The following is a 23,256-nucleotide window of genomic DNA, read 5'->3' as shown; positions in this document are numbered from 1 at the left end:
TGTCAAATAGACAGGTAGAGCTGAACCCCGCGTATGACAGACCTTTCAAGCCACACTCCGATGATGCAGCAGTACTGGCGCCTGAAGAATCAGCACCCGGACCAGCTGATGTTCTACCGCATGGGCGACTTCTACGAGATCTTCTACGAAGACGCGAAGAAGGCGGCCAAGTTGCTGGACATCACCCTGACCGCGCGCGGGCAGTCGGCGGGTCAGGCGATTCCGATGTGCGGGATTCCGTATCACGCGGCGGAAGGTTATCTGGCGAAGTTGGTCAAGCTCGGCGAGTCGGTGGTGATCTGCGAGCAGGTTGGCGACCCGGCCACCAGCAAGGGCCCGGTGGAGCGTCAGGTGGTGCGGATCATCACCCCGGGTACGGTCAGCGATGAGGCGCTGCTCGATGAGCGTCGCGATAACCTGATCGCGGCGGTGCTGGGCGATGAGCGTCTGTTCGGCCTGGCCGTGCTGGACATCACCAGCGGCAACTTCACCGTGCTGGAGATCAAGGGCTGGGAAAACCTGCTGGCGGAACTGGAGCGGGTCAACCCGGTCGAGTTGCTGATCCCGGATGACTGGCCGAAGGATCTGCCGGCGGAAAAACGCCGTGGCGTACGTCGTCGTGCACCGTGGGATTTCGAACGCGACTCGGCGCTGAAAAGTCTCTGCCAGCAATTCTCCACCCAGGACCTCAAAGGTTTTGGCTGCGAAACTCTGACCCTGGCCATCGGCGCCGCCGGTTGCCTGCTGGCGTACGCCAAGGAAACCCAGCGCACCGCCCTGCCCCACCTGCGCAGCCTGCGCCATGAACGGCTGGACGACACGGTGGTGCTCGATGGCGCCAGCCGCCGCAACCTGGAACTTGATACCAACCTGGCCGGTGGACGCGACAACACCCTGCAATCGGTTGTCGACCGTTGCCAGACCGCCATGGGCAGCCGCCTGCTGACCCGTTGGCTCAACCGTCCGCTGCGCGACTTGACCGTGCTGCTCGCTCGCCAGACCTCGATCACTTGCCTGCTCGACCGCTATCGCTTTGAAAACCTGCAACCGCAGCTCAAGGAAATCGGCGACATCGAGCGGATTCTGGCGCGGATCGGCCTGCGCAATGCCCGCCCTCGCGACCTCGCCCGTTTGCGCGATGCACTCGGCGCGTTGCCTGAACTGCAAGTGGCAATGGCCGACCTGGAAGCGCCGCACCTGCAACGCCTGGCGGCCACCACCAGCACTTATCCGGAACTGGCGGCGCTGCTGGAAAAAGCCATCATCGACAACCCGCCGGCGGTGATCCGCGACGGCGGCGTGCTGAAAACCGGTTACGACAGCGAACTCGACGAGCTGCAATCGCTGAGCGAGAACGCCGGCCAGTTCCTGATCGATCTGGAAGCCCGGGAGAAGGCCCGTACCGGCCTCGCCAACCTGAAAGTCGGCTATAACCGCATTCATGGCTACTTCATCGAGCTGCCTAGCAAGCAGGCCGAGTCGGCGCCGGCAGATTACATCCGTCGTCAAACCCTAAAGGGCGCCGAGCGCTTCATCACCCCGGAACTGAAAGAGTTCGAGGACAAGGCGCTATCGGCCAAGAGCCGCGCCCTGGCTCGCGAGAAAATGCTCTACGAGGCGTTGCTGGAGGATCTGATCAGCCAGTTGCCGCCGCTGCAAGACACCGCAGGTGCCCTGGCCGAACTGGACGTGCTGAGCAACCTCGCCGAACGCGCGCTGAATCTCGACCTGAATTGCCCGACGTTCGTCAGCGAACCGTGCATGCGCATCTCCCAGGGCCGTCATCCGGTGGTCGAGCAAGTGCTGACCACGCCGTTCGTGGCCAACGACCTGAGCCTGGACGACAACACTCGCATGCTGGTGATCACCGGCCCGAACATGGGCGGTAAATCCACCTATATGCGCCAGACTGCATTGATTGTGCTGCTGGCGCACATCGGCAGCTTCGTGCCGGCAGCCAGTTGCGAACTGTCGTTGGTGGATCGGATCTTCACCCGGATCGGTTCCAGCGACGACCTCGCCGGCGGGCGCTCGACCTTCATGGTGGAAATGAGCGAAACCGCGAACATTCTGCATAACGCTACCGAGCGAAGCCTGGTGCTGATGGACGAAGTCGGGCGCGGCACCAGCACCTTTGATGGTCTGTCCCTGGCGTGGGCGGCGGCGGAGCGTCTGGCGCAGTTGCGCGCCTATACTCTGTTTGCGACGCACTATTTCGAATTGACCGTGTTGCCGGAAGCCGAACCGCTGGTGGCCAACGTGCACCTCAATGCCACCGAACACAATGAGCGCATCGTATTCCTGCACCATGTGTTGCCGGGGCCGGCGAGCCAGAGTTATGGCCTTGCGGTTGCGCAGCTGGCCGGTGTGCCAAGTGAAGTGATCGTGCGTGCTCGTGAACACTTGAAGCGCCTGGAAGATACCGCGCTGCCACATGAGGCGCCGAAAGCGGCGGCCAAAGGCAAACCGGCAGCGCCGCAACAGAGCGACATGTTTGCCAGCCTTCCGCATCCGGTGCTGGATGAGTTGGCCAAACTGGATCTGGATGACGTGACACCGCGTCGTGCGCTCGAAATGTTATATGCACTTAAGAACCGGATCTAAGCACCGACGAACCGGATATAACGCAAACGGCTTCAAGCTGTTAGAATCTCGCGCGGTTCGGGATGCTGCTGGCTAATAGCCTGGCCGGCAGACATCGCTCCCGAACCTGGCGACCCCAACCGTGAAGGGGCAACGCTGCCGCCGCCTGAGGAGAAAATTAGAAATGACCTTCGTCGTCACCGACAACTGCATCAAGTGCAAGTACACCGACTGCGTAGAAGTCTGTCCGGTGGACTGCTTTTACGAAGGCCCGAACTTCCTGGTGATTCACCCGGATGAGTGCATCGACTGCGCCCTGTGCGAACCGGAATGCCCGGCCGTGGCCATTTTCTCCGAGGACGAAGTTCCGGAAGAGATGCAGGAGTTCATTCAACTGAACGTTGAATTGGCCGAAATCTGGCCGAACATCACCGAGAAGAAAGAATCGCTGCCGGATGCCGAAGAGTGGGATGGCGTCAAAGGCAAGATCAAAGACCTCGAACGCTGATCTGTCGCGCGTTTGAAGAAAAGGCCCTCGCGGGCCTTTTTGCTTTTCCGGGTTTTGCTTTATTTCAGGCAAAAAAAGGGGCGGTTTGACCCGCCCACATTTTTTCCCTATTCCCTGTATTCCTTTTCATCGTCCTGATGAATCGCTTCCTGCGATGTCCATTCCCCTCTTCCTTGAAGGGCGTGTCTATCCGTCGACACAACCCAGATACTAGCGAGTTCCCCGCAGGGGGCAACCGGCCCTCAGCGCATGAACCTGTTGTCACTAGCCCTTAACATTAAAAAATAACCATATAAATCAATGCGTTACCCGTAGATGATGAGGGCAATCGCCTTCGGCAGCAGTGTAAAAATAACGAACACTTACGATACAGTCAGCAAAGGCTTACAGCGCGAACCTACAAGGTGGGAATACCTGCCGCTTTCAGTACACAAACAAAAAGCCCCGAACCAGTCGGGGCTTTCTGCATGGCGATCAGGCGGGCGGCTTATTGAAACAGCGACTCGCTCGACAGGCCGTTTTTCTCGAGGATTTCCCGAAGGCGCTTAAGGCCTTCCACCTGAATCTGTCTGACCCGTTCCCGGGTCAGGCCGATCTCCAGGCCTACATCTTCCAGCGTGCTGCTCTCGTGACCGCGCAGGCCAAAGCGGCGCACGACCACCTCGCGTTGCTTGTCGGTCAGTTCCGAGAGCCATTGATCGATGCTCTGCGACAGATCGTCATCCTGCAGCAGTTCACACGGATCGGTCGGACGGTCATCCGTCAGTGTGTCCAGCAGGGTTTTATCCGAATCCGGACCCAGTGAGACGTCGACCGAAGAAACCCGCTCGTTCAGGCCCAGCATGCGCTTGACCTCACCCACCGGTTTTTCCAGCAGGTTGGCGATTTCTTCGGGTGAAGGTTCGTGGTCGAGCTTTTGCGTCAGCTCCCGTGCAGCCCGCAGGTACACGTTGAGCTCCTTGACCACATGAATCGGCAGCCGGATGGTCCGGGTCTGATTCATGATCGCGCGTTCGATGGTCTGACGGATCCACCAGGTTGCGTAGGTCGAGAAGCGGAAGCCGCGCTCGGGATCGAACTTTTCCACCGCTCGGATCAGTCCGAGGTTGCCCTCTTCGATCAGATCCAGCAGCGACAGCCCCCGATTGACGTAACGCCGGGCGATCTTGACGACCAGCCGCAGGTTACTTTCGATCATGCGCTTGCGCCCGGCCGGGTCGCCACTTTGCGACAAGCGCGCAAAATGAACTTCTTCTTCCGGGGAGAGCAGAGGGGAAAAGCCGATTTCGTTGAGGTACAGCTGCGTGGCATCGAGTGCCCGAGTGTAATCGATGTACTTATGTTGTTTAAGTGAAGCGGAGTGTTTGGATTTGGCACGAACGGAAGGTGGAGCAGCCCCTTCATCATTCGACATCGAATCCGAATCGATGCCGGTCTCCATCAGGAGAACCTCATCGTCGATGTCAAACTCCGGCACTTCTTTACTGAGAGCCATTGTTATAGTCCTTTGGTGAGTTCGACCCCAAGCTCAAGCGACGCCTTTATCCTTGGCAACGCTGGAGCCTGTCCCCTCTACGTGACGGAACAGGCTGGTCTGCAAATCAACGTCTTGGCAGGAACTGCAGCGGATCTACAGGTTTACCTTGTCGGCGAATCTCAAAATGCAGTTTCACCCGGTCTGTACCCGTTGACCCCATTTCGGCAATTGTCTGTCCGACCTTGACCTGCTGCCCCTCCCGTACCAACAGCCGACGGTTGTGTCCGTAAGCACTGACGTAGGTTTCGCTGTGTTTGATGATGACCAATTCGCCGTAGCCCCTTAAGCCACTCCCGGCGTATACCACCGTCCCATCAGACGCAGCTAAAACAGGCTGTCCCAAATCTCCGGCGATATCAATTCCTTTATTCAAACTACCGTTTGAAGAGAATTTTCCAATGAGAATGCCATTAGATGGCCATCCCCAGCCGGTCGGGGCCGGGCCCGGTGGTGGCAGTGGAGCGGGTGCGGGCTTGTTGGCGACGGACGGTACAACCGTCGTCGAAGCCGCGCCGGAACCCGTGGTTGTGGTGGTCGTCGTGCCATTTGCCTGGCGCCGGATAACCGTGGTTTTGCTGGACGAAGACGCTGAAGAACCGGCATTGCTGACGACCGCAGTCGACGTTGAACCGGTGCGTCCGTCAAAGCGAATCGTCTGACCCGGATGTATCGTGTATGGCGTAGGAATATTGTTCCGGGCGGCGAGGGCTTTGTAGTCCCAGCCGTAGCGAAAAGCGATGGAAAACAAGGTATCGCCCGGACGGACTACATACTGCCCGGTCGTGACGACCGGACGCTGGGCCACCGTATTGTTGCGATCGACGACCCGAACGTTGCTCGATTTTGTGCTGGAGCAACCGACCAGCAAGGTGCTCAAGACAAGGCCAGTCACCAGGCGCTGAAAGCTTGTGTTACCCATACGCTGCGCAATGACTGTGAGACTCACCCGCCGCTCCCTTTGTGGTGGCTGAAAAATGTGAAATGCCGATTCCGGCATGAAACTTCGCAAGTATAACGGGCACAACCGGCTTTACCTTTATAGAAGCGCTATCGCTCGGCGCACACGTTTGCTTGTAGACGATCCATCCTGTTTAAACACTCGCTGCCGCTGTAAGACAGGCGCGCTCGACAGGAATTCAGCGGCCTCGAACAAATGCTCAGGCGAGCGGCCCGTTGAGCAACGGCACGAAACGCACGGCTCCCAGAACGTGTCTGGAAAAGCCGTTTTCTTCACGCACGATCAGCATCAATTGCTGCACTTCGCCTGAGCCGACCGGGATCACCATCCGCCCGCCCGGTGCCAGTTGATCAAGCAGAGCCTGAGGCACATCAGTGGCAACCGCCGTGACGATAATGCCGTTGTACGGCGCCAGCGCCGGCCAGCCCTCCCAGCCATCGCCCCAGCGAAACACCACGTTGCGCAGATTGAGTTCGACCAGACGCTCCTTGGCCCGATCCTGCAGCACCTTGATGCGCTCCACCGAGAACACCCGCTCGACCAGTTGCGACAGCACCGCCGTCTGGTAACCGGAACCCGTGCCGATCTCCAGCACCTTATCCAGCGGCCCGGCCTCCAGCAGCAGCTCGCTCATGCGCGCCACCATGTAAGGCTGGGAAATGGTCTGGTTGTTGCCGATCGGCAGCGCGGTGTCTTCATAGGCACGGTGCGCCAGCGCTTCATCGACGAACAGGTGCCGCGGAGTGCGGCGGATCACTTCCAGCACACTGGCGTTGGAAACGCCCTCTTCGTACAGACGCTGGATCAGGCGTTCACGAGTTCGCTGGGAGGTCATCCCGATGCCGCTGCGCAGCCTGTCGTCTTGTTCACGAGCCATCAGTTGAGCCCCTCCAGCCAGCCGTCCAGACTTCTGAAGGCATCATTGAAGGTGCGATCGAGCTGCAACGGAGTGATGGATACGTAACCTTGCATCACTGCATGGAAATCGGTGCCCGGTCCGCCGTCTTCCGCGTTCCCTGCCGCAGCGATCCAGTAACCGGCCTTGCCGCGCGGGTCCACGACTTTCATCGGTGCCGCCGCACGGGCGCGATGGCCAAGACGGGTCAATTGAATGCCGCGAATGTGATCGATCGGCAGATTCGGAATGTTCACGTTCAACACCGTGCGCGGTGGCAGATCGAGCCCGGCATGGGCCTCGACCAGTTTGCGCGCAAAGTAGGCGGCCGTGGGCAGGTTATCGACCTGCCGCGACACCAGCGAGAAGGCAAACGACGGGCGCTCGAGAAAGCGTCCCTCGAGGGCGGCTGCCACCGTCCCGGAATACAGCACGTCATCCCCCAGGTTCGCACCAAGGTTGATCCCCGACACCACCATGTCCGGCTCGCGTTCAAGCAAACCGTTGAGCCCCAGATGGACGCAGTCGGTCGGTGTGCCATTGAGGCTGATAAAGCCGTTGGCCAGGTATTGCGGGTGCAGCGGACGGTCGAGTGTCAGCGAACTGCTGGCACCGCTCTTGTCCTGTTCCGGGGCGATAACCACGCACTCGGTGTAATCCGCCAGCGCAGCATAAAGCGCGGCAAGACCGGGCGCAGTCACCCCATCGTCGTTAGAAATCAGAATACGCATGGGCTGTCCGTCTGCCCCACCGGCACCAGATCAACGAGTTCGCGCACCAATACGGTGGCGAAGCATCCGGCCGGGAGGACGAATTCCAGTTGCAGAATGTCAGGCTCGGGATAATGCCACGTCAACCCGCCAATGGGCAGCCGCAGGATGCGACGTTCGTGGCTCATACCGGCATTAATCAACCAATCGCGCAGATCCGCCTCGCGTGCGGCAATCCCCTGCTCCAGATCATGGACAACCCCGGCTGCCGGCGAGTCACCTTCGCCCCACTGCGGGCCGGTCGGGTGAAGGTCGAGAATCGCCAGGCGCGGGTCGCTGCACTCGGCCTCACCGGCCGGGAAAAAGCTGCGGCTGTCGGTGAAGGCCAGCAGATCGCCGACCTGGGCGCGCTGCCACGTGCCATCGGCGACCCGTGCTGCGAGCACCCGATTGAACAGAAAACTGCGCGCGGTCGACAGCAGGCGCGAGCGCACATTGCGCTGCTCCGGCAGTGCCTTGCGCGCGGCCCAGGAGCGGGCATCGACAACGTTGCCACCGTCATGGCCGAAACGCTGGGCGCCGAAGTAATTCGGGATGCCCTGTTTGGCGATCAGTTGCAGACGCTCGTCGATGGCGGCCTTGTCGCCATTGAACTGGGTCAGGCGCAACGTGAAACCGTTGGCCGAATGCGCACCGCGTTGCAGCTTGCGCTTGTGGCGGGTGGTCTTGAGGACTTTCAGCGTGTCGTTTTCCGCCGCCGACAGATCCGGATCGGCCTTGCCCGGCAATTGCACGCTGAACCACTGACGGGTCAGCGCCTGACGATCCTTCAGACCGGCATAGCTCACCGTACGCAACGGTACACCGGCGGCCTTGGCGATGCGTCGAGCCGCTTCTTCGGTGTTCAGCCCGCGCTTTTCCACCCAGATCCACAAGTGCTCGCCGTCTCCGCTGAACGGAATGTCGAGCACTTCATCGACCTGAAAATCTTCGGCGATGGCTTTCAGTACCGCAGTGCCGAGGGCGTCGCCATAGGCCCGCGGGCCGAGCAGTTGCAGTTCGTTCATGCGCGCAGCAACAAGGCAACGGAATGCACGGCGATGCCTTCTTCGCGACCGACGAAGCCAAGCTTCTCGGTGGTGGTGGCTTTCACGTTCACTTGATCCAGTTCTACTTGCAGATCCGCGGCAATCAGCGCGCGCATCGACTCGATATGGGGGGCCATTTTGGGTGCCTGGGCCACGATGGTGTTGTCGACGTTGCCGACCTTCCAGCCTTTGGCATGGATCAGACTGACCACATGTCGCAGCAGGACACGGCTGTCGGCCCCCTTGAATTGCGGGTCGGTGTCCGGGAAGTGCTTGCCGATATCACCCAGCGCCGCCGCGCCGAGCAAGGCATCGCTCAAGGCGTGCAGCAGGACGTCACCGTCGGAGTGAGCGAGCAGCCCGAAGCCGTGTGCGATTCGCACGCCGCCCAGAGTAATGAAATCGCCTTCAGCGAAACGGTGCACATCATAGCCGTGGCCAATACGCATAAAAAAACGCCCCGAATTTTGTCAGGGCGTGATTCTACCTGCATTAACCCTTCAGAGCGCGTGCGTGATGCTGCAAGTGGTCGTCAATGAAGCTCGCGATGAAGAAATAGCTGTGGTCGTAGCCCGTTTGCAGGCGCAACGTCAGCGGATGCCCCGCCTGTCTTGCCGCTTGTTGCAGGGCTTCCGGTTTGAGCTGGGTGGCGAGGAAATCGTCGCGGTCACCCTGATCGACCAGCAATGGCAGCTTTTCGTCCGCCTCGGCGATCAGCGCACAGGCATCCCACTCGCGCCACTTCGAACGGTCTTCGCCCAGATAGCGGGAGAACGCTTTCTGGCCCCACGGACAATCCATTGGATTGTTGATCGGCGAAAACGCCGACACCGACTGATAACGCCCCGGATTGCGCAACGCACAGACCAGCGCACCGTGACCGCCCATGGAGTGGCCGCTGATGCTGCGCTTGTCCGAGGCAGGGAAATGCGCTTCGACCAGTGAAGGCAATTCCTGCACGACGTAGTCATGCATCCGATAGTGCCGCGACCACGGTTCCTGCGTGGCATTCAGATAAAACCCGGCACCGAGGCCGAAATCCCAAGCCCCGTCGGGATCTCCCGGTACATCCGGGCCGCGAGGGCTGGTGTCCGGGGCCACGATAATCAACCCCAATTCAGCCGCCATGCGCATCGCGCCGGCCTTCTGCATGAAGTTCTCGTCCGTGCAGGTCAGACCCGACAGCCAGTACAGCACCGGCAACTTGCCGCCCTGCTCTGCCTGCGGCGGCAGGTACACGGCGAACACCATGTCGCAACCCAGCACTTCGGAACGATGGCGATAGCGCTTGTGCCAACCGCCGAAACTTTTCTGACAGGAGATGTTTTCCAGACTCATGTAGGACTCCTACGCAACCACGGCCGCGCGGTGGCGGCCATGGCATCGGAATTGATCAGAAATGAATGACGGTACGGATGCTCTTGCCTTCGTGCATCAGGTCGAAGGCCTTGTTGATGTCTTCCAGGCCCATGGTGTGAGTGATGAAAGTATCCAGCGGGATTTCGCCGCTTTGCGCCATGTCGACATAGCTTGGCAGCTCGGTACGACCGCGCACGCCGCCGAATGCGGAACCGCGCCAGACGCGACCGGTCACCAGCTGGAATGGACGGGTAGCGATTTCCTGGCCGGCACCGGCCACGCCGATGATCACCGACTCGCCCCAGCCTTTATGGCAGCACTCGAGCGCTGCGCGCATCAATTGCACGTTGCCGATGCATTCGAAGGAGAAATCAACGCCGCCGTCGGTCATGTCGACGATCACTTCCTGGATCGGACGATCGAAGTCTTTCGGGTTCACGCAGTCGGTGGCACCCAGTTGCTTGGCGATTTCGAACTTGGCCGGGTTGATGTCGATGGCGATGATCCGTGAGGCCTTGGCCTTCACCGCGCCGATCACGGCCGACAGACCGATGCCGCCGAGACCGAAAATCGCCACGGTGTCACCTGGTTTCACCTTGGCGGTGTTGATCACTGCACCGATACCGGTGGTCACGCCGCAACCGAGCAGGCAGACCTTTTCCAGCGGCGCATCCTTGGAGATCCTGGCCACGGAGATTTCCGGCAGCACGGTGTACTCGGAAAACGTCGAGGTACCCATGTAGTGGAAAATCGTTTGGCCCTTGTAGGAGAAGCGCGAAGTGCCGTCCGGCATCAGGCCCTTGCCCTGGGTGGCTCGAATCGCCTGACACAGGTTGGTCTTGCCCGACTTGCAGAATTTGCACTGACCGCATTCCGGGGTGTACAGCGGAATCACGTGGTCGCCGACGGCCACCGAGGTCACGCCTTCGCCGATCGCTTCGACGATGGCGCCGCCTTCGTGGCCGAGGATCGACGGGAAGATACCTTCCGGGTCGGCACCGGACAGGGTGTAGGCGTCAGTGTGGCAAACCCCGGAAGCCACCACGCGCAGCAATACTTCACCGGCCTTGGGCATGGCGACATCGACTTCTACGATTTCCAGCGGCTTCTTGGCCTCGAAGGCAACGGCGGCGCGCGACTTGATCATGCTGACTCTCCAGTGAATCCATTGAATAAAAAACCAGACGGGCAGTGTAGTCCAGCGCTGCTTGATGAATAATCCGGACAAAAGCAAAACATTATTGCCATACAGGGATAATCCCGATGTCCGAAAACCGCTGGGAAGGCATCGACGAATTCGTCGCCGTTGCCGAATGCAGCCAGTTCACCGCGGCTGCCGAGCGCCTGGGCGTTTCTTCCTCACACATCAGTCGACAAATCGTACGGTTGGAAGAGCGTCTGCAGACGCGTTTGCTGTATCGCAGTACCCGGCGCGTGACCCTGACCGAGGCCGGCCAGACCTTTCTGCAACATTGTCAGCGTCTGCAGGACGGTCGCGAAGAAGCATTGCGCGCGGTCGGCGATCTGACCAGCGAGCCCAAAGGCATGCTGCGCATGACCTGCGCCGTGGCGTACGGCGAACGCTTCATCGTGCCGCTGGTGACCCGGTTCATGGGGCATTACCCGCAGCTGCGCATCGATATCGAGCTGACCAACCGCCAACTCGATCTGGTGCATGAAGGCCTGGACCTGGCGATCCGCCTCGGTCGTCTTCAGGATTCCCGGCTGGTGGCGACACGCCTGGCGCCGCGACGCATGTATCTGTGTGCGTCGCCTTCGTACCTGAAAAGGTACGGACGCCCACACAGCTTGTCGGAACTGGGACGGCACAATTGCCTGATCGGCAGCTCGGACATCTGGCAGCTTGAACAAAACGGGCGGGAATTTTCCCAGCGGGTGCAGGGAAACTGGCGCTGCAACAGTGGGCAAGCGGTGCTGGATGCGGCGCTACAAGGCGTCGGACTGTGTCAGTTGCCGGACTATTACGTGCTGGAGCATCTGCACAGCGGTGCGTTGATTTCTTTGCTGGAGGCGCATCAACCGCCGAATACGGCGGTGTGGGCGCTGTATCCGCAGCAGCGGCACTTGTCGCCCAAGGTGCGCAAACTGGTGGATTTTCTCAAGGAAGGTTTGGCCGAACGGCCGGAATATCGGACTTAACGTCGATGGGCCCAGCGCTGACGCAACCATTCGAGGTCTTCCGGGCGGGTGACTTTCAGATTATCCGCGCGGCCTTCGATCAGGCGCGGTGCCAACCCGGCCCACTCCATCGCCGAAGCTTCATCGGTGATCACGGCATCTGCCACCAGACTGTCCGCCAGTGCGCGGTGCAAGGCACCGAGGCGGAACATCTGCGGCGTGTACGCCTGCCAAATCACGCTGCGATCGACGGTTTCCACCACCCGACCGTGCTTGTCGACCCGCTTGAGCGTGTCCTTCGCCGGCACAGCCAGCAAACCACCGACCGGATCGTTCGCCAGCTCAGCGAGCAATTTGTCGAGATCGTCACGGCTCAGGTTCGGCCGCGCCGCATCGTGCACCAGCACCCAGTCTTCATCGTCGGCACCTTGCGCATGCAGATGCAGCAAGGCGTTGAGCACCGAGCCGGAGCGTTCGGCGCCACCGTCGACCCGCTGAATTCGCGGATCACTGGCGCTGGCCAGGTTCGGCCAATAAGGATCATCGACGGCAAGACTGACCACCAGGCCCTTGAGGCTTGGGTGATCGAGGAAACAACCGAGGCTGTGCTCAAGAATTGTGCGCCCGCCCAGTTGCAGGTATTGCTTGGGACGGTCCGCGGCCATTCGGGCACCGACGCCCGCGGCAGGAATCACGGCCCAGAAGGCCGGCAGGGAATCGATCATTGGGCCAACTGGTAAAGGGTTTCGCCGTCCTTGACCATGCCCAGTTCGTGACGAGCCCGCTCTTCAACGGTCTCCATGCCTTTCTTCAACTCGCTGACCTCAGCGTCCATCACCCGGTTGCGCTCCAGCAAGGCTTCGTTCTCGGCGTGCTGATCAGCAATCTGCTGATTCAGTTCGGCGACTTGCGCCAGACTGCCATTGCCCACCCACAGGCGGTACTGCAGACCGGCCAGCAGCAAGAGCAAGACGAGAAACAACCAGTAAGGACTGCGCATCGAATATCAGGTATCCAGTGAAAAAAGACAGCCACGCCAAAACTTTGCAGCATCTGATAGCACGAAGCCTGGAATATCCAGGCTTGTGCATATAAGGCATCAGATTAGTGGCAAATCCATCGCTGTCACGACTTTTCCGACACAATCCGGTGTCTTTTTACCATTTACAACTTAGCCGCGAAACTCGCTGCGACCGTTGTACTTGGCCTTGCCATTCAACTGCTCTTCGATACGCAGCAGTTGGTTGTACTTGGAAACGCGGTCGGAACGGCACAGCGAACCGGTCTTGATCTGGCCAGCCGAAGTACCCACGGCCAAGTCGGCAATGGTCGAATCTTCGGTTTCGCCCGAACGGTGCGAGATCACGGCGGTGTAACCGGCAGCCTTGGCCATCTGGATGGCTTCCAGGGTTTCGGTCAGGGTGCCGATCTGGTTGAACTTGATCAGGATCGAGTTGGCAATCTTCTTGTCGATGCCTTCTTTCAGGATCTTGGTGTTGGTCACGAACAGGTCGTCGCCGACCAGTTGGGTCTTCTCGCCGATCTTGTCGGTGAGGATCTTCCAGCCAGCCCAGTCGGATTCGTCCAGACCGTCTTCGATCGAGATGATCGGGTAACGCTCGGTCAGACCTTTGAGGTAGTCGGCGAAACCTTCAGCGGTGAACACCTGGCCTTCGCCGGACAGGTTGTACTTGCCGTCTTCGAAGAATTCGCTGGCCGCGCAGTCCAGAGCCAGGGTCACGTCGGTGCCCAGCTTGTAACCGGCGTTGGCGACGGCTTCGGAGATCACTTTCAGTGCGTCTTCGTTGGAAGCCAGGTTCGGCGCGAAACCGCCTTCGTCACCGACGGCAGTGCTCAGGCCACGGGCCTTCAGCACGGCTTTGAGGTGATGGAAAATCTCGGTGCCCATGCGCAGACCTTCCGAGAAGGACTTGGCGCCAACCGGCTGAACCATGAATTCCTGGATGTCGACGTTGTTGTCGGCGTGTTCGCCACCGTTGATGATGTTCATCATCGGAACCGGCATCGAGTACACACCCGGGGTACCGTTCAGGTTGGCGATGTGAGCGTACAGCGGCAGGTCCTGATCCTGTGCAGCTGCCTTGGCCGCAGCCAGGGACACGGCGAGGATCGCGTTGGCGCCCAGGGTCGCTTTGTTGTCAGTACCGTCCAGCTTGATCATCGCCTGATCCAGGGCTTTCTGGTCGCTTGGGTCGGTGCCCAGCAGCAGATCGCGGATCGGACCGTTGATGTTGGCTACCGCCTTGAGCACGCCCTTGCCCAGGTAACGGCTCTTGTCGCCATCACGCAGCTCGAGCGCTTCACGCGAGCCAGTGGATGCACCGGACGGCGCACAGGCGCTGCCGATGATGCCGTTGTCGAGAAGCACGTCCGCTTCCACGGTGGGATTGCCACGGGAGTCGAGAACTTCACGACCTTTGATGTCGACGATTTTTGCCATTGTTGTAAACACTCCAAAGTTGACGAAAACGACGCAGCTAGAGGAAATCTTTTTACCGTCGGCAAGTGGTGTGCAGCGGGCAGCTTGCAGACGACAACGCTCATACCCGAGGGCATGAGCGACAAATCGTGCGGTACTTTACCGGAGAATTGAGGTTTACGCGGTTTCTACCGTCGGAAAACTCTTCACCAGTTCGTCCAGGGCTTTGAGCTGGGCCAGGAATGGCTCCAGTTTGTCCAGACGCAAGGCGCAAGGGCCGTCGCATTTGGCGTTGTCCGGATCCGGGTGCGCTTCGAGGAACAGACCCGCCAGCGACTGGCTCATGCCAGCCTTGGCCAGGTCGGTGACCTGGGCGCGGCGACCGCCGGCGGAGTCGGAACGACCGCCAGGCATTTGCAGCGAATGGGTCACGTCGAAGAATACCGGGTACTCGAACTGCTTCATGATGCCGAAGCCGAGCATGTCGACCACGAGGTTGTTGTAGCCGAAGCTCGAACCGCGCTCGCAGAGGATCAACTGATCGTTACCCGCTTCCACGCACTTGTTCAGGATGTGTTTCATTTCCTGAGGCGCGAGGAACTGGGCTTTCTTGATGTTGATCACAGCGTTGGTCTTGGCCATCGCGACGACCAGATCGGTCTGGCGCGACAGGAAGGCCGGCAGCTGGATGATGTCGCAGACCTCAGCAACGACCGCGGCCTGGTCAGGCTCGTGGACGTCGGTGATGATCGGCACGCCGAAAGCTTGTTTGATGTCCTGGAAGATGCGCATGCCCTCTTCCAGGCCAGGACCACGATAGGAGGTCACAGAAGAACGGTTGGCCTTGTCGAAGCTGGCCTTGAACACGTAAGGGATACCGAGTTTTTCGGTGACCTTCACGTACTCTTCGCAAACCTGCATGGCCATGTCACGGCTTTCCAGCACGTTCATGCCGCCGAACAGCACCATGGGTTTGTCGTTGGCAATCTCGATGTCGCCGACGCGGATGATCTTCTGTGCCATCAGGTTACGCCTTCTTCTGGTGTTGAGCCAATGCCGCTTTGACGAAGCCGCTGAACAGCGGATGGCCATCGCGTGGCGTCGAGGTGAACTCAGGGTGGAACTGGCAAGCGACGAACCATGGATGATCCGGTGCTTCGACCACTTCGACCAGCGCTGCATCGGAAGAGCGACCGGAAATCTTCAGGCCGGCCTCGATGATTTGCGGCAGCAGGTTGTTGTTCACTTCGTAACGGTGACGGTGACGCTCGACAATCACATCCTTGCCGTAGCAGTCGTGCACCTTGGAGCCGGGTTCGAGCAGGCATTCCTGAGCGCCGAGGCGCATGGTGCCGCCCAGGTCGGACGCTTCGGTACGCACTTCAACGGCACCGGTGGCGTCTTCCCACTCTGTGATCAGACCGACAACCGGGTGACCGCTGGCACGATCGAACTCGGTGGAGTTGGCGTCTTTCCAGCCCAGCACGTTACGGGCGAACTCGATGACCGCCACTTGCATGCCCAGGCAGATACCAAGGTATGGAACCTTGTTTTCGCGAGCGTATTGAACGGCAGTGATCTTGCCTTCCACGCCACGCAGACCGAAGCCGCCCGGTACGAGGATCGCGTCGACGCCTTCCAGCAGCGCGGTGCCCTGGTTCTCGATGTCTTCGGAATCGATGTAGCGCAGGTTGACCTTGGTGCGGTTGGTGATGCCGGCGTGACTCATCGCTTCGATCAGCGACTTGTAGGCGTCCAGCAGCTCCATGTATTTGCCGACCATCGCGATGGTGACTTCGTGCTCCGGGTTCAGCTTGGCATCGACAACCTTTTCCCACTCGGACAGGTCGGCGCCATTGCATTGCAGGCCGAAACGCTCGACGACGAAATCGTCCAGACCCTGAGCGTGCAGCACGGCCGGGATCTTGTAGATGGTGTCGACGTCTTCCAGGGAGATCACCGCACGCTCTTCAACGTTGGTGAACAGCGCGATCTTGCGACGCGAAGACACATCCACCGGATGGTCGGAGCGGCAGATCAGCACGTCTGGCTGCAGACCGATCGAACGCAGCTCTTTTACGGAGTGCTGGGTCGGCTTGGTCTTGGTCTCGCCCGCAGTGGCGATGTACGGAACCAGGGTCAGGTGCATCAGCATCGCGCGCTTGGAACCGACTTCCACACGCAGCTGGCGGATGGCTTCGAGGAACGGTTGCGATTCGATGTCGCCAACGGTACCGCCGATTTCCACCAGGGCCACGTCGGCATCGCCGGCGCCCTTGATGATGCGACGCTTGATTTCGTCGGTGATGTGCGGAATCACCTGGATGGTTGCACCCAGGTAGTCACCACGGCGCTCTTTGCGCAGCACGTGCTCGTAGACACGGCCGGTGGTGAAGTTGTTGTTCTGGGTCATGGTCGTGCGGATGAACCGCTCGTAGTGGCCCAGGTCCAGGTCGGTCTCGGCGCCGTCGTGGGTGACGAACACTTCACCGTGCTGGAACGGGCTCATGGTGCCCGGGTCGACGTTGATGTACGGATCCAGCTTCAGCATGGTGACCTTAAGCCCCCGCGCCTCCAGGATGGCCGCCAATGAAGCCGATGCAATGCCTTTCCCCAAAGAAGAAACAACACCGCCCGTGACGAATATGTAGCGCGTCATGAAAAACCCTAGAAGTCTGCGTTAAAGCGGTCCGAGCCGCCGGGGAAAGCGAAGGAAGGCCGAAGCCCCCGATCACCTGCATTAATCACAGTGCACCTTTCAAAAAAACCGCCGCGTTGGGACAGACCGGAAGTGGAAACACCGGTACGTTGCTCGCTACACATTTTTTGGAATCGCCCAGCAAAGACTGCTTGGTAATCGGCAACTCCTGCAATTCAGGCGAATCCACAGAAGTTGTATCAAGAAGGGAGCGTAGTCTACCGGAATGCCCCCTTCATCTCAAACCTTGATCTTCGTCAGCAGGCTGCCAATGCAATCGCCAGCCCTCCAGCGCATTGCCGTCGAGCCCCGGCAGGTTCGCCACGGCGAGCAATTCCTTACCGCGAAACAGCAGCGGCAATCTGCCACGCACGAAGCCCGGCACCGCGCGCTCATTGAGCAGGCGCTTGAGATCACGATGACCGCGATCCGCCAGATGCATCACCTCGCCGCCCTGCCGATAGCGGATTTGCAGCGGCCCGACGGGAGTCTGACCGCTGAACATGACACGTCCGTTATCGGGCAAGCGTAGCGCCAGCGATGGCTCATGCCAGTCGCCGCTGACTACCGGCGCGCGCAACCATTGCCCGCTGAGCCACCACAGGCGACCGGCGCTTCGGTGCAGCTCGCCATCCGCCAGACGCCAGATCGGCGAGGCATCGCTACCGGCGTCCCGCAGATCCGTCCAACCCGACCAATGGTCGGTATCCGGCAGTCGGGTCAACCGCTCAAGCCAGTGGCTGAGTGCATTTCGCTGACGGGCATCGGACAACCCTGCGATGGCCGAAAACTCCAGTGACGGCAATCCCGACCACTCGAACTCAGCGGGCAATTTCGCAGTAGCCAGATCGATTTGCGCCAGCTCATCGAGCAAACCTTGCGCCTCACGCAGATGCGCCGCGCTGCGGGCCATATTTGCATGTGCCTGAGGCCAGCGACCGCTCAGCAACGGCAGAACCTGATGCCGTAGATAGTTGCGCGAAAACTGTCGATCCTGATTCGAAGGGTCCTCGACCCAGCGCAGGCCGTGGTCCTGCGCATAGGCTTCCAGCTCGGCACGTGTGACGTCGAGCAACGGCCGAACCAGACGGCCCTGCCCCAGCGCTCGCTGGACTGGCATGCCTGAGAGACCTCTGACCCCGGCGCCACGCAACAGCCGGAACAACAGTGTTTCTGCCTGATCATCGCGGTGCTGCCCGGTCAGCAGCACCTCATTGGCCTGAGTCGCCGCACTGAACGCTGCGTAGCGCGCATCCCGCGCCGCCCGCTCCAGACTCGCCCCCCGCTGCACCTGCACACGCACCACTTGCAACGGCACCGCCAGTTCATCGCAGACCGCCTGACAATGCGCCGGCCACACGTCGGCCACAGCCTGAAGGCCGTGATGGACATGGATGGCACTTAGCGCCGGAATGGATTGGGTTTTGGCGAGTTTGGCCAGGAGGTGCAGCAGAACGGTGGAATCGAGGCCACCGGAGAAGGCGATGCGCCAATGGGAAGCACCGAGCCAGGGCTTGAGATTGCGCAGAAGCCTGGAAGGCAAATCAATCGAGGGCTGACCCATTTTTCTACCTTTTCACAAACCCAATGTGGGAGCGGGCTTGCTCGCGAAAGCGCTGAAACAGCCAACACAGTCGTTGAATGTTACATCGCATTCGCGGGCAAGCCCGCTCCCACAGTGTTTTGCATCGCTGGTCGAAACGGCTCGACTTAGAGACCGTAGCTCATCAGACGATCGTAACGACGCTTGAGCAGCGCTTCGTTGTCGAACTTCTTCAGCATCGCCAGTTGCGAGCTCAGCTCGGCGCGGATCGAGGCCGCAGCGGCGGCCGGATCACGGTGGGCGCCGCCCAGAGGCTCGCTGATCACCTTGTCGACGATGCCCAGGCCTTTCAGACGCTCGGCGGTGATGCCCATCGCCTCGGCAGCATCCGGCGCCTTCTCTGCGGTTTTCCACAGAATCGAAGCGCAACCTTCCGGCGAGATCACCGCGTAGGTCGAGTACTGCAGCATGTTCAGCTGGTCGCACACACCGATCGCCAGTGCACCGCCGGAACCACCTTCACCGATCACGGTGGCGATGATCGGGGTTTTCAGGCGAGCCATGACGCGCAGGTTCCAGGCGATCGCTTCGCTCTGGTTGCGCTCTTCGGCGTCGATGCCTGGGTAGGCACCCGGGGTGTCGATGAAGGTCAGGATCGGCATCTTGAAACGCTCGGCCATTTCCATCAGGCGGCAAGCCTTGCGGTAGCCTTCCGGACGCGGCATGCCGAAGTTGCGGCGTACCTTTTCACGTACTTCACGGCCCTTCTGGTGACCGATCACCATCACTGGCTGGTCTTCCAGACGTGCCACGCCGCCCACAATGGCCGCGTCGTCGGAGAAGTGACGGTCACCGTGCAGTTCGTCGAACTCGGTGAAGATGTGCTCGATGTAGTCCAGGGTGTAAGGACGTTTCGGGTGACGCGCCAGACGTGCGATCTGCCAGCTGGTCAGCTTGCCGAAGATGTCTTCGGTGAGCGTCTTGCTCTTGTCCTGCAGGCGGGAGATCTCATCGCCGATATTCAGCGAATTGTCATTACCGACCAAGCGCAACTCTTCGATCTTGGCTTGCAGGTCGGCGATCGGCTGTTCGAAATCTAGAAAATTCGGGTTCATAGGCGTCCGTCTTGGGTCGTGTCCCAAATGAGCTTGGGCCGGCCGGTTGTCTATTCGCGCCCTACCTTAAGGGAGAGGCGCGCTGAGGTCGAGATTAAAAATTCAGGTTGTGGGCAGGCGCTTTGATGGCACCTCCCGGTCAACGGTATTGGAGGAAGACGTTGTCTCGCCCGAACTGGTCACGCAGGGCTTGAATCAAGGCATCCGCCGGGTCGATCCGCCAGGTCTCGCCAAACTGCAGCAAGGTCTTCGCATCGGGACTGGTGTATTCCATGGTGATCGGGCACGCCCCGCGATGACGCTTGAGCAAATCACCCAACCAGCGTAGCTGATCGCCTTTCAGGTCCTGGGTCTGCAACTTCAGGCGCAGGCTCTCGGCCAGGTTGGTGCGCGCATCTTCCATGCTCATCACCCGCTTGACCCGCAGCCGCAGGCCGCCGGAGAAGTCGTCGTTGCTGACCTCGCCCTCGACCACCACCATCGCATCGGTCTGAAGCAGCGACTGCGCGGAGTGGAACGCGTCGGCGAACAGCGAAGCCTCGATCCGCCCGGAGCGGTCGTCGAGGGTGATGAAGCCCATCTTGTCGCCTTTTTTGTTCTTCATCACCCGCAGGGCGATGATCATCCCCGCCACGGTCTGGGTATCCCGGGCCGGTTTCAGGTCGATGATGCGCTGACGAGCGAAACGGCGGATTTCGCCTTCGTACTCGTCGATCGGGTGGCCGGTCAGGTACAGGCCCAAGGTGTCCTTTTCACCTTTGAGCCGTTCCTTGAGGGTCAGCTCTTTCGCCTTGCGATGGACCGCGTAAACGTCCGCGTCTTCCTCGACGAACAACCCGCCAAACAGGTCGGCGTGGCCGCTGTCACGGGTGCGCGCGGTCTGCTCGGCCGACTTGATCGCCTCTTCCATCGCCGCCAGCAGCACGGCGCGGTTGCGGTCGATGTTGGCCTGATAAGCCTTCTGCTCGTCGTGGAAGTACGGGCCGAGGCGATCCAGCGCACCGCTGCGGATCAGTCCGTCCAGCGTGCGCTTGTTGATACGTTTGAGGTCAACTCGGGCGCAGAAGTCGAACAGATCCTTGAACGGTCCGGCCTGACGCGCCTCGGTGATTGCTTCCACCGGGCCTTCACCGACGCCTTTAATCGCGCCCAGGCCGTATACGATGCGGCCCTCGTCGTTCACCGTGAACTTGAACTCCGAGGTGTTCACGTCCGGCGCGTCGAGGCGCAGCTTCATCGTGCGCACTTCCTCGATCAAGGTCACGACCTTGTCGGTGTTGTGCATGTCCGCCGACAGCACCGCAGCCATGAACGGCGCCGGGTAGTGAGCCTTCAGCCAGGCAGTCTGGTACGAAACCAGGCCGTAGGCGGCGGAGTGGGATTTGTTGAAACCGTAACCGGCGAACTTTTCCACCAGGTCGAAAATGTTACCGGCCAGATCCGCGTCGATATTGTTCGACGCACAACCCTCAATGAAACCGCCGCGCTGCTTGGCCATTTCCTCGGGCTTCTTCTTGCCCATCGCCCGACGCAGCATGTCCGCGCCACCGAGGGTATAACCGGCCATGACCTGGGCGATCTGCATCACCTGTTCCTGATACAGGATGATGCCGTAGGTCGGTGCCAGCACCGGCTGCAGGCCTTCGTACTGGTAATCCGGGTGCGGATACGCAAGTTCCGCGCGACCGTGCTTACGGTTGATGAAGTCATCCACCATGCCCGATTGCAGCGGCCCCGGACGGAACAGGGCCACCAGTGCGATCAAGTCTTCGAGGCAGTCGGGCTTGAGCTTTTTGATCAGCTCTTTCATCCCACGGGATTCAAGCTGGAACACCGCGGTGGTTTCAGCCTTTTGCAGCAACTGATAGGTCGGCTTGTCATCCAGCGGGATGAACGCGATGTCCAGCGGCGGCTCGTTGACCTTGGCGCGGTCGCGGTTGATGGTCTTCAGCGCCCAGTCGATGATCGTCAGGGTCCGCAGACCGAGGAAGTCGAACTTCACCAGACCGGCCGCCTCGACGTCGTCCTTGTCGAACTGGGTCACCAGACCGTCGCCGGCCTCGTCGCAATAGATCGGCGAGAAGTCGGTCAGCTTGGTCGGCGCGATCACCACACCACCGGCGTGTTTACCGACGTTACGCACCACGCCTTCGAGCTTGCGCGCCATCTCCCAGATTTCCGCCGCTTCCTCATCGACCTTGATGAAGTCGCGCAGGATTTCTTCCTGCTCGTAGGCTTTTTCCAGGGTCATGCCGACTTCGAACGGAATCATCTTCGACAGGCGATCCGCCAGGCCGAACGATTTGCCCTGGGCCCGCGCCACGTCGCGGACCACAGCCTTCGCCGCCATGGAACCGAAGGTGATGATCTGGCTCACCGCGTTGCGGCCATACTTTTCGGCCACGTAGTCGATCACCCGGTCGCGACCATCCATGCAGAAGTCGACGTCGAAGTCGGGCATCGATACCCGTTCCGGGTTGAGGAAACGTTCGAACAGCAGGTCATATTCCAGCGGGTCGAGGTCGGTGATCTTCTGTACATAGGCCACCAGCGATCCGGCACCCGACCCCCGGCCAGGGCCCACCGGAACACCGTTGTTCTTGGCCCACTGGATAAAGTCCATCACGATCAGGAAGTAACCGGGGAACCCCATCTGGATGATGATATCCAGCTCGAAATTCAGCCGGTCGACGTAGACCTGACGCTTGGCCTCGTAGTCCTCGGTGGTGTCCTTGGGCAGCAGCACGCTGAGGCGCTCTTCCAGACCATCGAACGAGACCTTGCGGAAATATTCATCAATGGTCATGCCATCGGGAATCGGGTAATCCGGCAGGAAGTGCTTGCCCAGCTTCACATCGATGTTGCAACGCTTGGCGATCTCGACGGTGTTCTCGATCGCATCGGGCAGGTCGCTGAACAGCTCGGCCATTTCCTCGGCGCTTTTCAGGTACTGCTGGTCGCTGTAGTTCTTGGATCGCCGTGGGTCGTCGAGGGCGCGGCCCTCACCGATGCAGACACGGGTTTCGTGGGCGGCGAAATCTTCCTGCTTGATGAAGCGTACGTCGTTTGTAGCTACCAACGGCGCGCCGAGCTTGTCGGCCAGGGCCACGGCACCGTGCAACTGCTCTTCGTCGTTCGGACGGTTGGTACGCTGAATTTCCAGATAGAAACGATCCGGGAACACCGCCATCCATTCGCGGGCCAGCGCCTCGGCTTCGGCGGGGTTGCCGCCGATCATGGCCATGCCGATCTCGCCTTCTTTGGCGGCGGACAGCATGATCAGGCCTTCGTTGGCCTCGGCCACCCACTCGCGCTCGATGATGACCATGCCGTTACGCTGACCGTCGATGAAGCCGCGGGAAATCAGCTCGGTCAGGTTGCGATAGCCCTGGGCATTCATGACCAGCAGGCTGATCCGGCTCAGCGGCCCGTCCGGGTCCTTGTTCGACAGCCACAGGTCGGCGCCGCAGATCGGCTTGATCCCGGCCCCCATGGCGTTTTTATAGAATTTGACCAGCGAACACATGTTGTTCTGGTCGGTCACCGCTACGGCCGGCATGCCCATGCCGGTCAGGGCCTTGACCAGCGGCTTGATCCGCACCAGCCCGTCGACCAGGGAGTATTCAGTGTGCAGGCGTAGATGAACGAATGAAGCCGGCATAGTGATCCTGTCCAGTTACATA

19 protein-coding genes are annotated in these 23,256 nt (G+C 60.2%); 3 read left to right on the top strand and 16 right to left on the bottom strand.

What is annotated here, in order from left to right; translation table 11 throughout:
• Positions 1-33 precede the first annotated feature (33 nt).
• Together mutS and fdxA are read left to right on the top strand one after the other, a co-directional pair.
• On the top strand, positions 34-2,604 hold the full coding sequence (gene mutS, locus QLG12_RS15520; protein ID WP_282474832.1) for a DNA mismatch repair protein MutS: 2,571 nt from the start codon (positions 34-36) through the stop codon (positions 2,602-2,604).
• A 163-nt stretch (positions 2,605-2,767) separates the two neighbouring features.
• The gene (gene fdxA / locus QLG12_RS15515; RefSeq protein WP_007908827.1) at positions 2,768-3,091 is read left to right on the top strand and encodes a ferredoxin FdxA; all 324 of its coding nucleotides are present in this window, start codon (positions 2,768-2,770) and stop codon (positions 3,089-3,091) included.
• 487 nt (positions 3,092-3,578) lie between these two features.
• Here fdxA and rpoS read toward each other — a convergent pair whose 3' ends face one another.
• The 8 genes from rpoS to QLG12_RS15475 all read right to left on the bottom strand — a co-directional run bounded on the left by rpoS (position 3,579) and on the right by QLG12_RS15475 (position 10,785).
• Positions 3,579-4,586 (bottom strand): RNA polymerase sigma factor RpoS, encoded by a 1,008-nt coding sequence (gene rpoS / locus QLG12_RS15510; protein ID WP_007954831.1) that lies wholly within the window; start codon positions 4,584-4,586, stop codon positions 3,579-3,581.
• Between the two features lie 106 nt (positions 4,587-4,692).
• Positions 4,693-5,574, bottom strand: coding sequence for a peptidoglycan DD-metalloendopeptidase family protein (locus QLG12_RS15505; RefSeq protein WP_197868737.1), 882 nt, complete (start codon positions 5,572-5,574; stop codon positions 4,693-4,695).
• Between the two features lie 211 nt (positions 5,575-5,785).
• Positions 5,786-6,421, bottom strand: a complete 636-nt coding sequence (locus QLG12_RS15500; protein WP_170844894.1) for a protein-L-isoaspartate(D-aspartate) O-methyltransferase — start codon at positions 6,419-6,421, stop codon at positions 5,786-5,788.
• 41 nt (positions 6,422-6,462) lie between these two features.
• On the bottom strand, positions 6,463-7,212 hold the full coding sequence (surE, locus tag QLG12_RS15495; RefSeq protein WP_064379025.1) for a 5'/3'-nucleotidase SurE: 750 nt from the start codon (positions 7,210-7,212) through the stop codon (positions 6,463-6,465).
• A complete protein-coding gene (gene truD, locus QLG12_RS15490; RefSeq protein WP_282474831.1) occupies positions 7,200-8,258 on the bottom strand; it encodes a tRNA pseudouridine(13) synthase TruD in 1,059 nt (352 codons plus the stop codon). Before truD ends, surE begins: the two co-directional genes overlap by 13 nt.
• The gene (gene ispF, locus QLG12_RS15485; RefSeq protein WP_007954821.1) at positions 8,255-8,728 is read right to left on the bottom strand and encodes a 2-C-methyl-D-erythritol 2,4-cyclodiphosphate synthase; all 474 of its coding nucleotides are present in this window, start codon (positions 8,726-8,728) and stop codon (positions 8,255-8,257) included. The genes truD and ispF overlap by 4 nt, the downstream gene beginning before the upstream one ends.
• A gap of 43 nt (positions 8,729-8,771) precedes the next feature.
• Positions 8,772-9,617 (bottom strand): S-formylglutathione hydrolase, encoded by an 846-nt coding sequence (gene fghA / locus QLG12_RS15480; protein ID WP_282474830.1) that lies wholly within the window; start codon positions 9,615-9,617, stop codon positions 8,772-8,774.
• A 55-nt stretch (positions 9,618-9,672) separates the two neighbouring features.
• The gene (locus QLG12_RS15475; protein ID WP_064379022.1) at positions 9,673-10,785 is read right to left on the bottom strand and encodes an S-(hydroxymethyl)glutathione dehydrogenase/class III alcohol dehydrogenase; all 1,113 of its coding nucleotides are present in this window, start codon (positions 10,783-10,785) and stop codon (positions 9,673-9,675) included.
• Between the two features lie 116 nt (positions 10,786-10,901).
• Here QLG12_RS15475 and QLG12_RS15470 point away from each other — a divergent pair, with 116 nt between their 5' ends.
• A complete protein-coding gene (locus QLG12_RS15470) occupies positions 10,902-11,798 on the top strand; it encodes a LysR substrate-binding domain-containing protein (RefSeq protein ID WP_197868741.1) in 897 nt (298 codons plus the stop codon).
• Here the strand turns inward: QLG12_RS15470 and ispD are convergent.
• From ispD to dnaE, 8 genes are all read right to left on the bottom strand, one after another.
• Entirely contained in the window at positions 11,795-12,502 is a 708-nt protein-coding gene (ispD, locus tag QLG12_RS15465; RefSeq protein WP_197868742.1) for a 2-C-methyl-D-erythritol 4-phosphate cytidylyltransferase, read from the bottom strand. The genes QLG12_RS15470 and ispD overlap by 4 nt on opposite strands.
• The gene (gene ftsB, locus QLG12_RS15460; protein ID WP_003222158.1) at positions 12,499-12,777 is read right to left on the bottom strand and encodes a cell division protein FtsB; all 279 of its coding nucleotides are present in this window, start codon (positions 12,775-12,777) and stop codon (positions 12,499-12,501) included. Before ftsB ends, ispD begins: the two co-directional genes overlap by 4 nt.
• Before the next feature lie 171 nt (positions 12,778-12,948).
• Positions 12,949-14,238: a phosphopyruvate hydratase gene (gene eno, locus QLG12_RS15455; protein WP_236194228.1), complete on the bottom strand. Its 1,290-nt coding sequence runs from the start codon at positions 14,236-14,238 to the stop codon at positions 12,949-12,951.
• Positions 14,239-14,394: 156 nt separating this feature from the next.
• Complete coding sequence (gene kdsA, locus QLG12_RS15450; RefSeq protein ID WP_007954807.1) at positions 14,395-15,240, bottom strand: 3-deoxy-8-phosphooctulonate synthase; 846 nt, start codon at positions 15,238-15,240, stop codon at positions 14,395-14,397.
• Positions 15,241-15,244: 4 nt separating this feature from the next.
• A complete protein-coding gene (locus QLG12_RS15445) occupies positions 15,245-16,876 on the bottom strand; it encodes a CTP synthase (RefSeq protein ID WP_085697338.1) in 1,632 nt (543 codons plus the stop codon).
• Between the two features lie 274 nt (positions 16,877-17,150).
• On the bottom strand, positions 17,151-18,479 hold the full coding sequence (tilS, locus tag QLG12_RS15440) for a tRNA lysidine(34) synthetase TilS (RefSeq protein WP_197868744.1): 1,329 nt from the start codon (positions 18,477-18,479) through the stop codon (positions 17,151-17,153).
• 146 nt (positions 18,480-18,625) lie between these two features.
• The gene (locus tag QLG12_RS15435) at positions 18,626-19,573 is read right to left on the bottom strand and encodes an acetyl-CoA carboxylase carboxyltransferase subunit alpha (protein ID WP_011332694.1); all 948 of its coding nucleotides are present in this window, start codon (positions 19,571-19,573) and stop codon (positions 18,626-18,628) included.
• Positions 19,574-19,712: 139 nt separating this feature from the next.
• The gene (gene dnaE, locus QLG12_RS15430) at positions 19,713-23,234 is read right to left on the bottom strand and encodes a DNA polymerase III subunit alpha (protein ID WP_282474829.1); all 3,522 of its coding nucleotides are present in this window, start codon (positions 23,232-23,234) and stop codon (positions 19,713-19,715) included.
• Positions 23,235-23,256 lie beyond the last annotated feature (22 nt).

This window comes from Pseudomonas sp. V88_4, assembly GCF_029967985.1.
Classification (GTDB): Bacteria; Pseudomonadota; Gammaproteobacteria; order Pseudomonadales; family Pseudomonadaceae; genus Aquipseudomonas; species Aquipseudomonas glycinae.
This window is presented reverse-complemented; position numbering and strand designations above follow the sequence as displayed.

Coding starts and splice junctions, on each gene's coding strand:
- fghA (WP_282474830.1), bottom strand. CDS start 9,617: ATGAGTCTGGAAAACATCTCCTGTCAGAAAAGTTTCGGCGGTTGGCAC.
- eno (WP_236194228.1), bottom strand. CDS start 14,238: ATGGCAAAAATCGTCGACATCAAAGGTCGTGAAGTTCTCGACTCCCGT.
- truD (WP_282474831.1), bottom strand. CDS start 8,258: ATGAACGAACTGCAACTGCTCGGCCCGCGGGCCTATGGCGACGCCCTC.
- QLG12_RS15500 (WP_170844894.1), bottom strand. CDS start 6,421: ATGACCTCCCAGCGAACTCGTGAACGCCTGATCCAGCGTCTGTACGAA.
- tilS (WP_197868744.1), bottom strand. CDS start 18,479: ATGGGTCAGCCCTCGATTGATTTGCCTTCCAGGCTTCTGCGCAATCTC.
- mutS (WP_282474832.1), top strand. CDS start 34: ATGACAGACCTTTCAAGCCACACTCCGATGATGCAGCAGTACTGGCGC.
- ispF (WP_007954821.1), bottom strand. CDS start 8,728: ATGCGTATTGGCCACGGCTATGATGTGCACCGTTTCGCTGAAGGCGAT.
- kdsA (WP_007954807.1), bottom strand. CDS start 15,240: ATGGCACAGAAGATCATCCGCGTCGGCGACATCGAGATTGCCAACGAC.
- dnaE (WP_282474829.1), bottom strand. CDS start 23,234: ATGCCGGCTTCATTCGTTCATCTACGCCTGCACACTGAATACTCCCTG.
- fdxA (WP_007908827.1), top strand. CDS start 2,768: ATGACCTTCGTCGTCACCGACAACTGCATCAAGTGCAAGTACACCGAC.
- ftsB (WP_003222158.1), bottom strand. CDS start 12,777: ATGCGCAGTCCTTACTGGTTGTTTCTCGTCTTGCTCTTGCTGCTGGCC.
- rpoS (WP_007954831.1), bottom strand. CDS start 4,586: ATGGCTCTCAGTAAAGAAGTGCCGGAGTTTGACATCGACGATGAGGTT.
- QLG12_RS15475 (WP_064379022.1), bottom strand. CDS start 10,785: ATGATCAAGTCGCGCGCCGCCGTTGCCTTCGAGGCCAAGAAGCCGCTG.
- surE (WP_064379025.1), bottom strand. CDS start 7,212: ATGCGTATTCTGATTTCTAACGACGATGGGGTGACTGCGCCCGGTCTT.
- QLG12_RS15470 (WP_197868741.1), top strand. CDS start 10,902: ATGTCCGAAAACCGCTGGGAAGGCATCGACGAATTCGTCGCCGTTGCC.
- QLG12_RS15435 (WP_011332694.1), bottom strand. CDS start 19,573: ATGAACCCGAATTTTCTAGATTTCGAACAGCCGATCGCCGACCTGCAA.
- ispD (WP_197868742.1), bottom strand. CDS start 12,502: ATGATCGATTCCCTGCCGGCCTTCTGGGCCGTGATTCCTGCCGCGGGC.
- QLG12_RS15445 (WP_085697338.1), bottom strand. CDS start 16,876: ATGACGCGCTACATATTCGTCACGGGCGGTGTTGTTTCTTCTTTGGGG.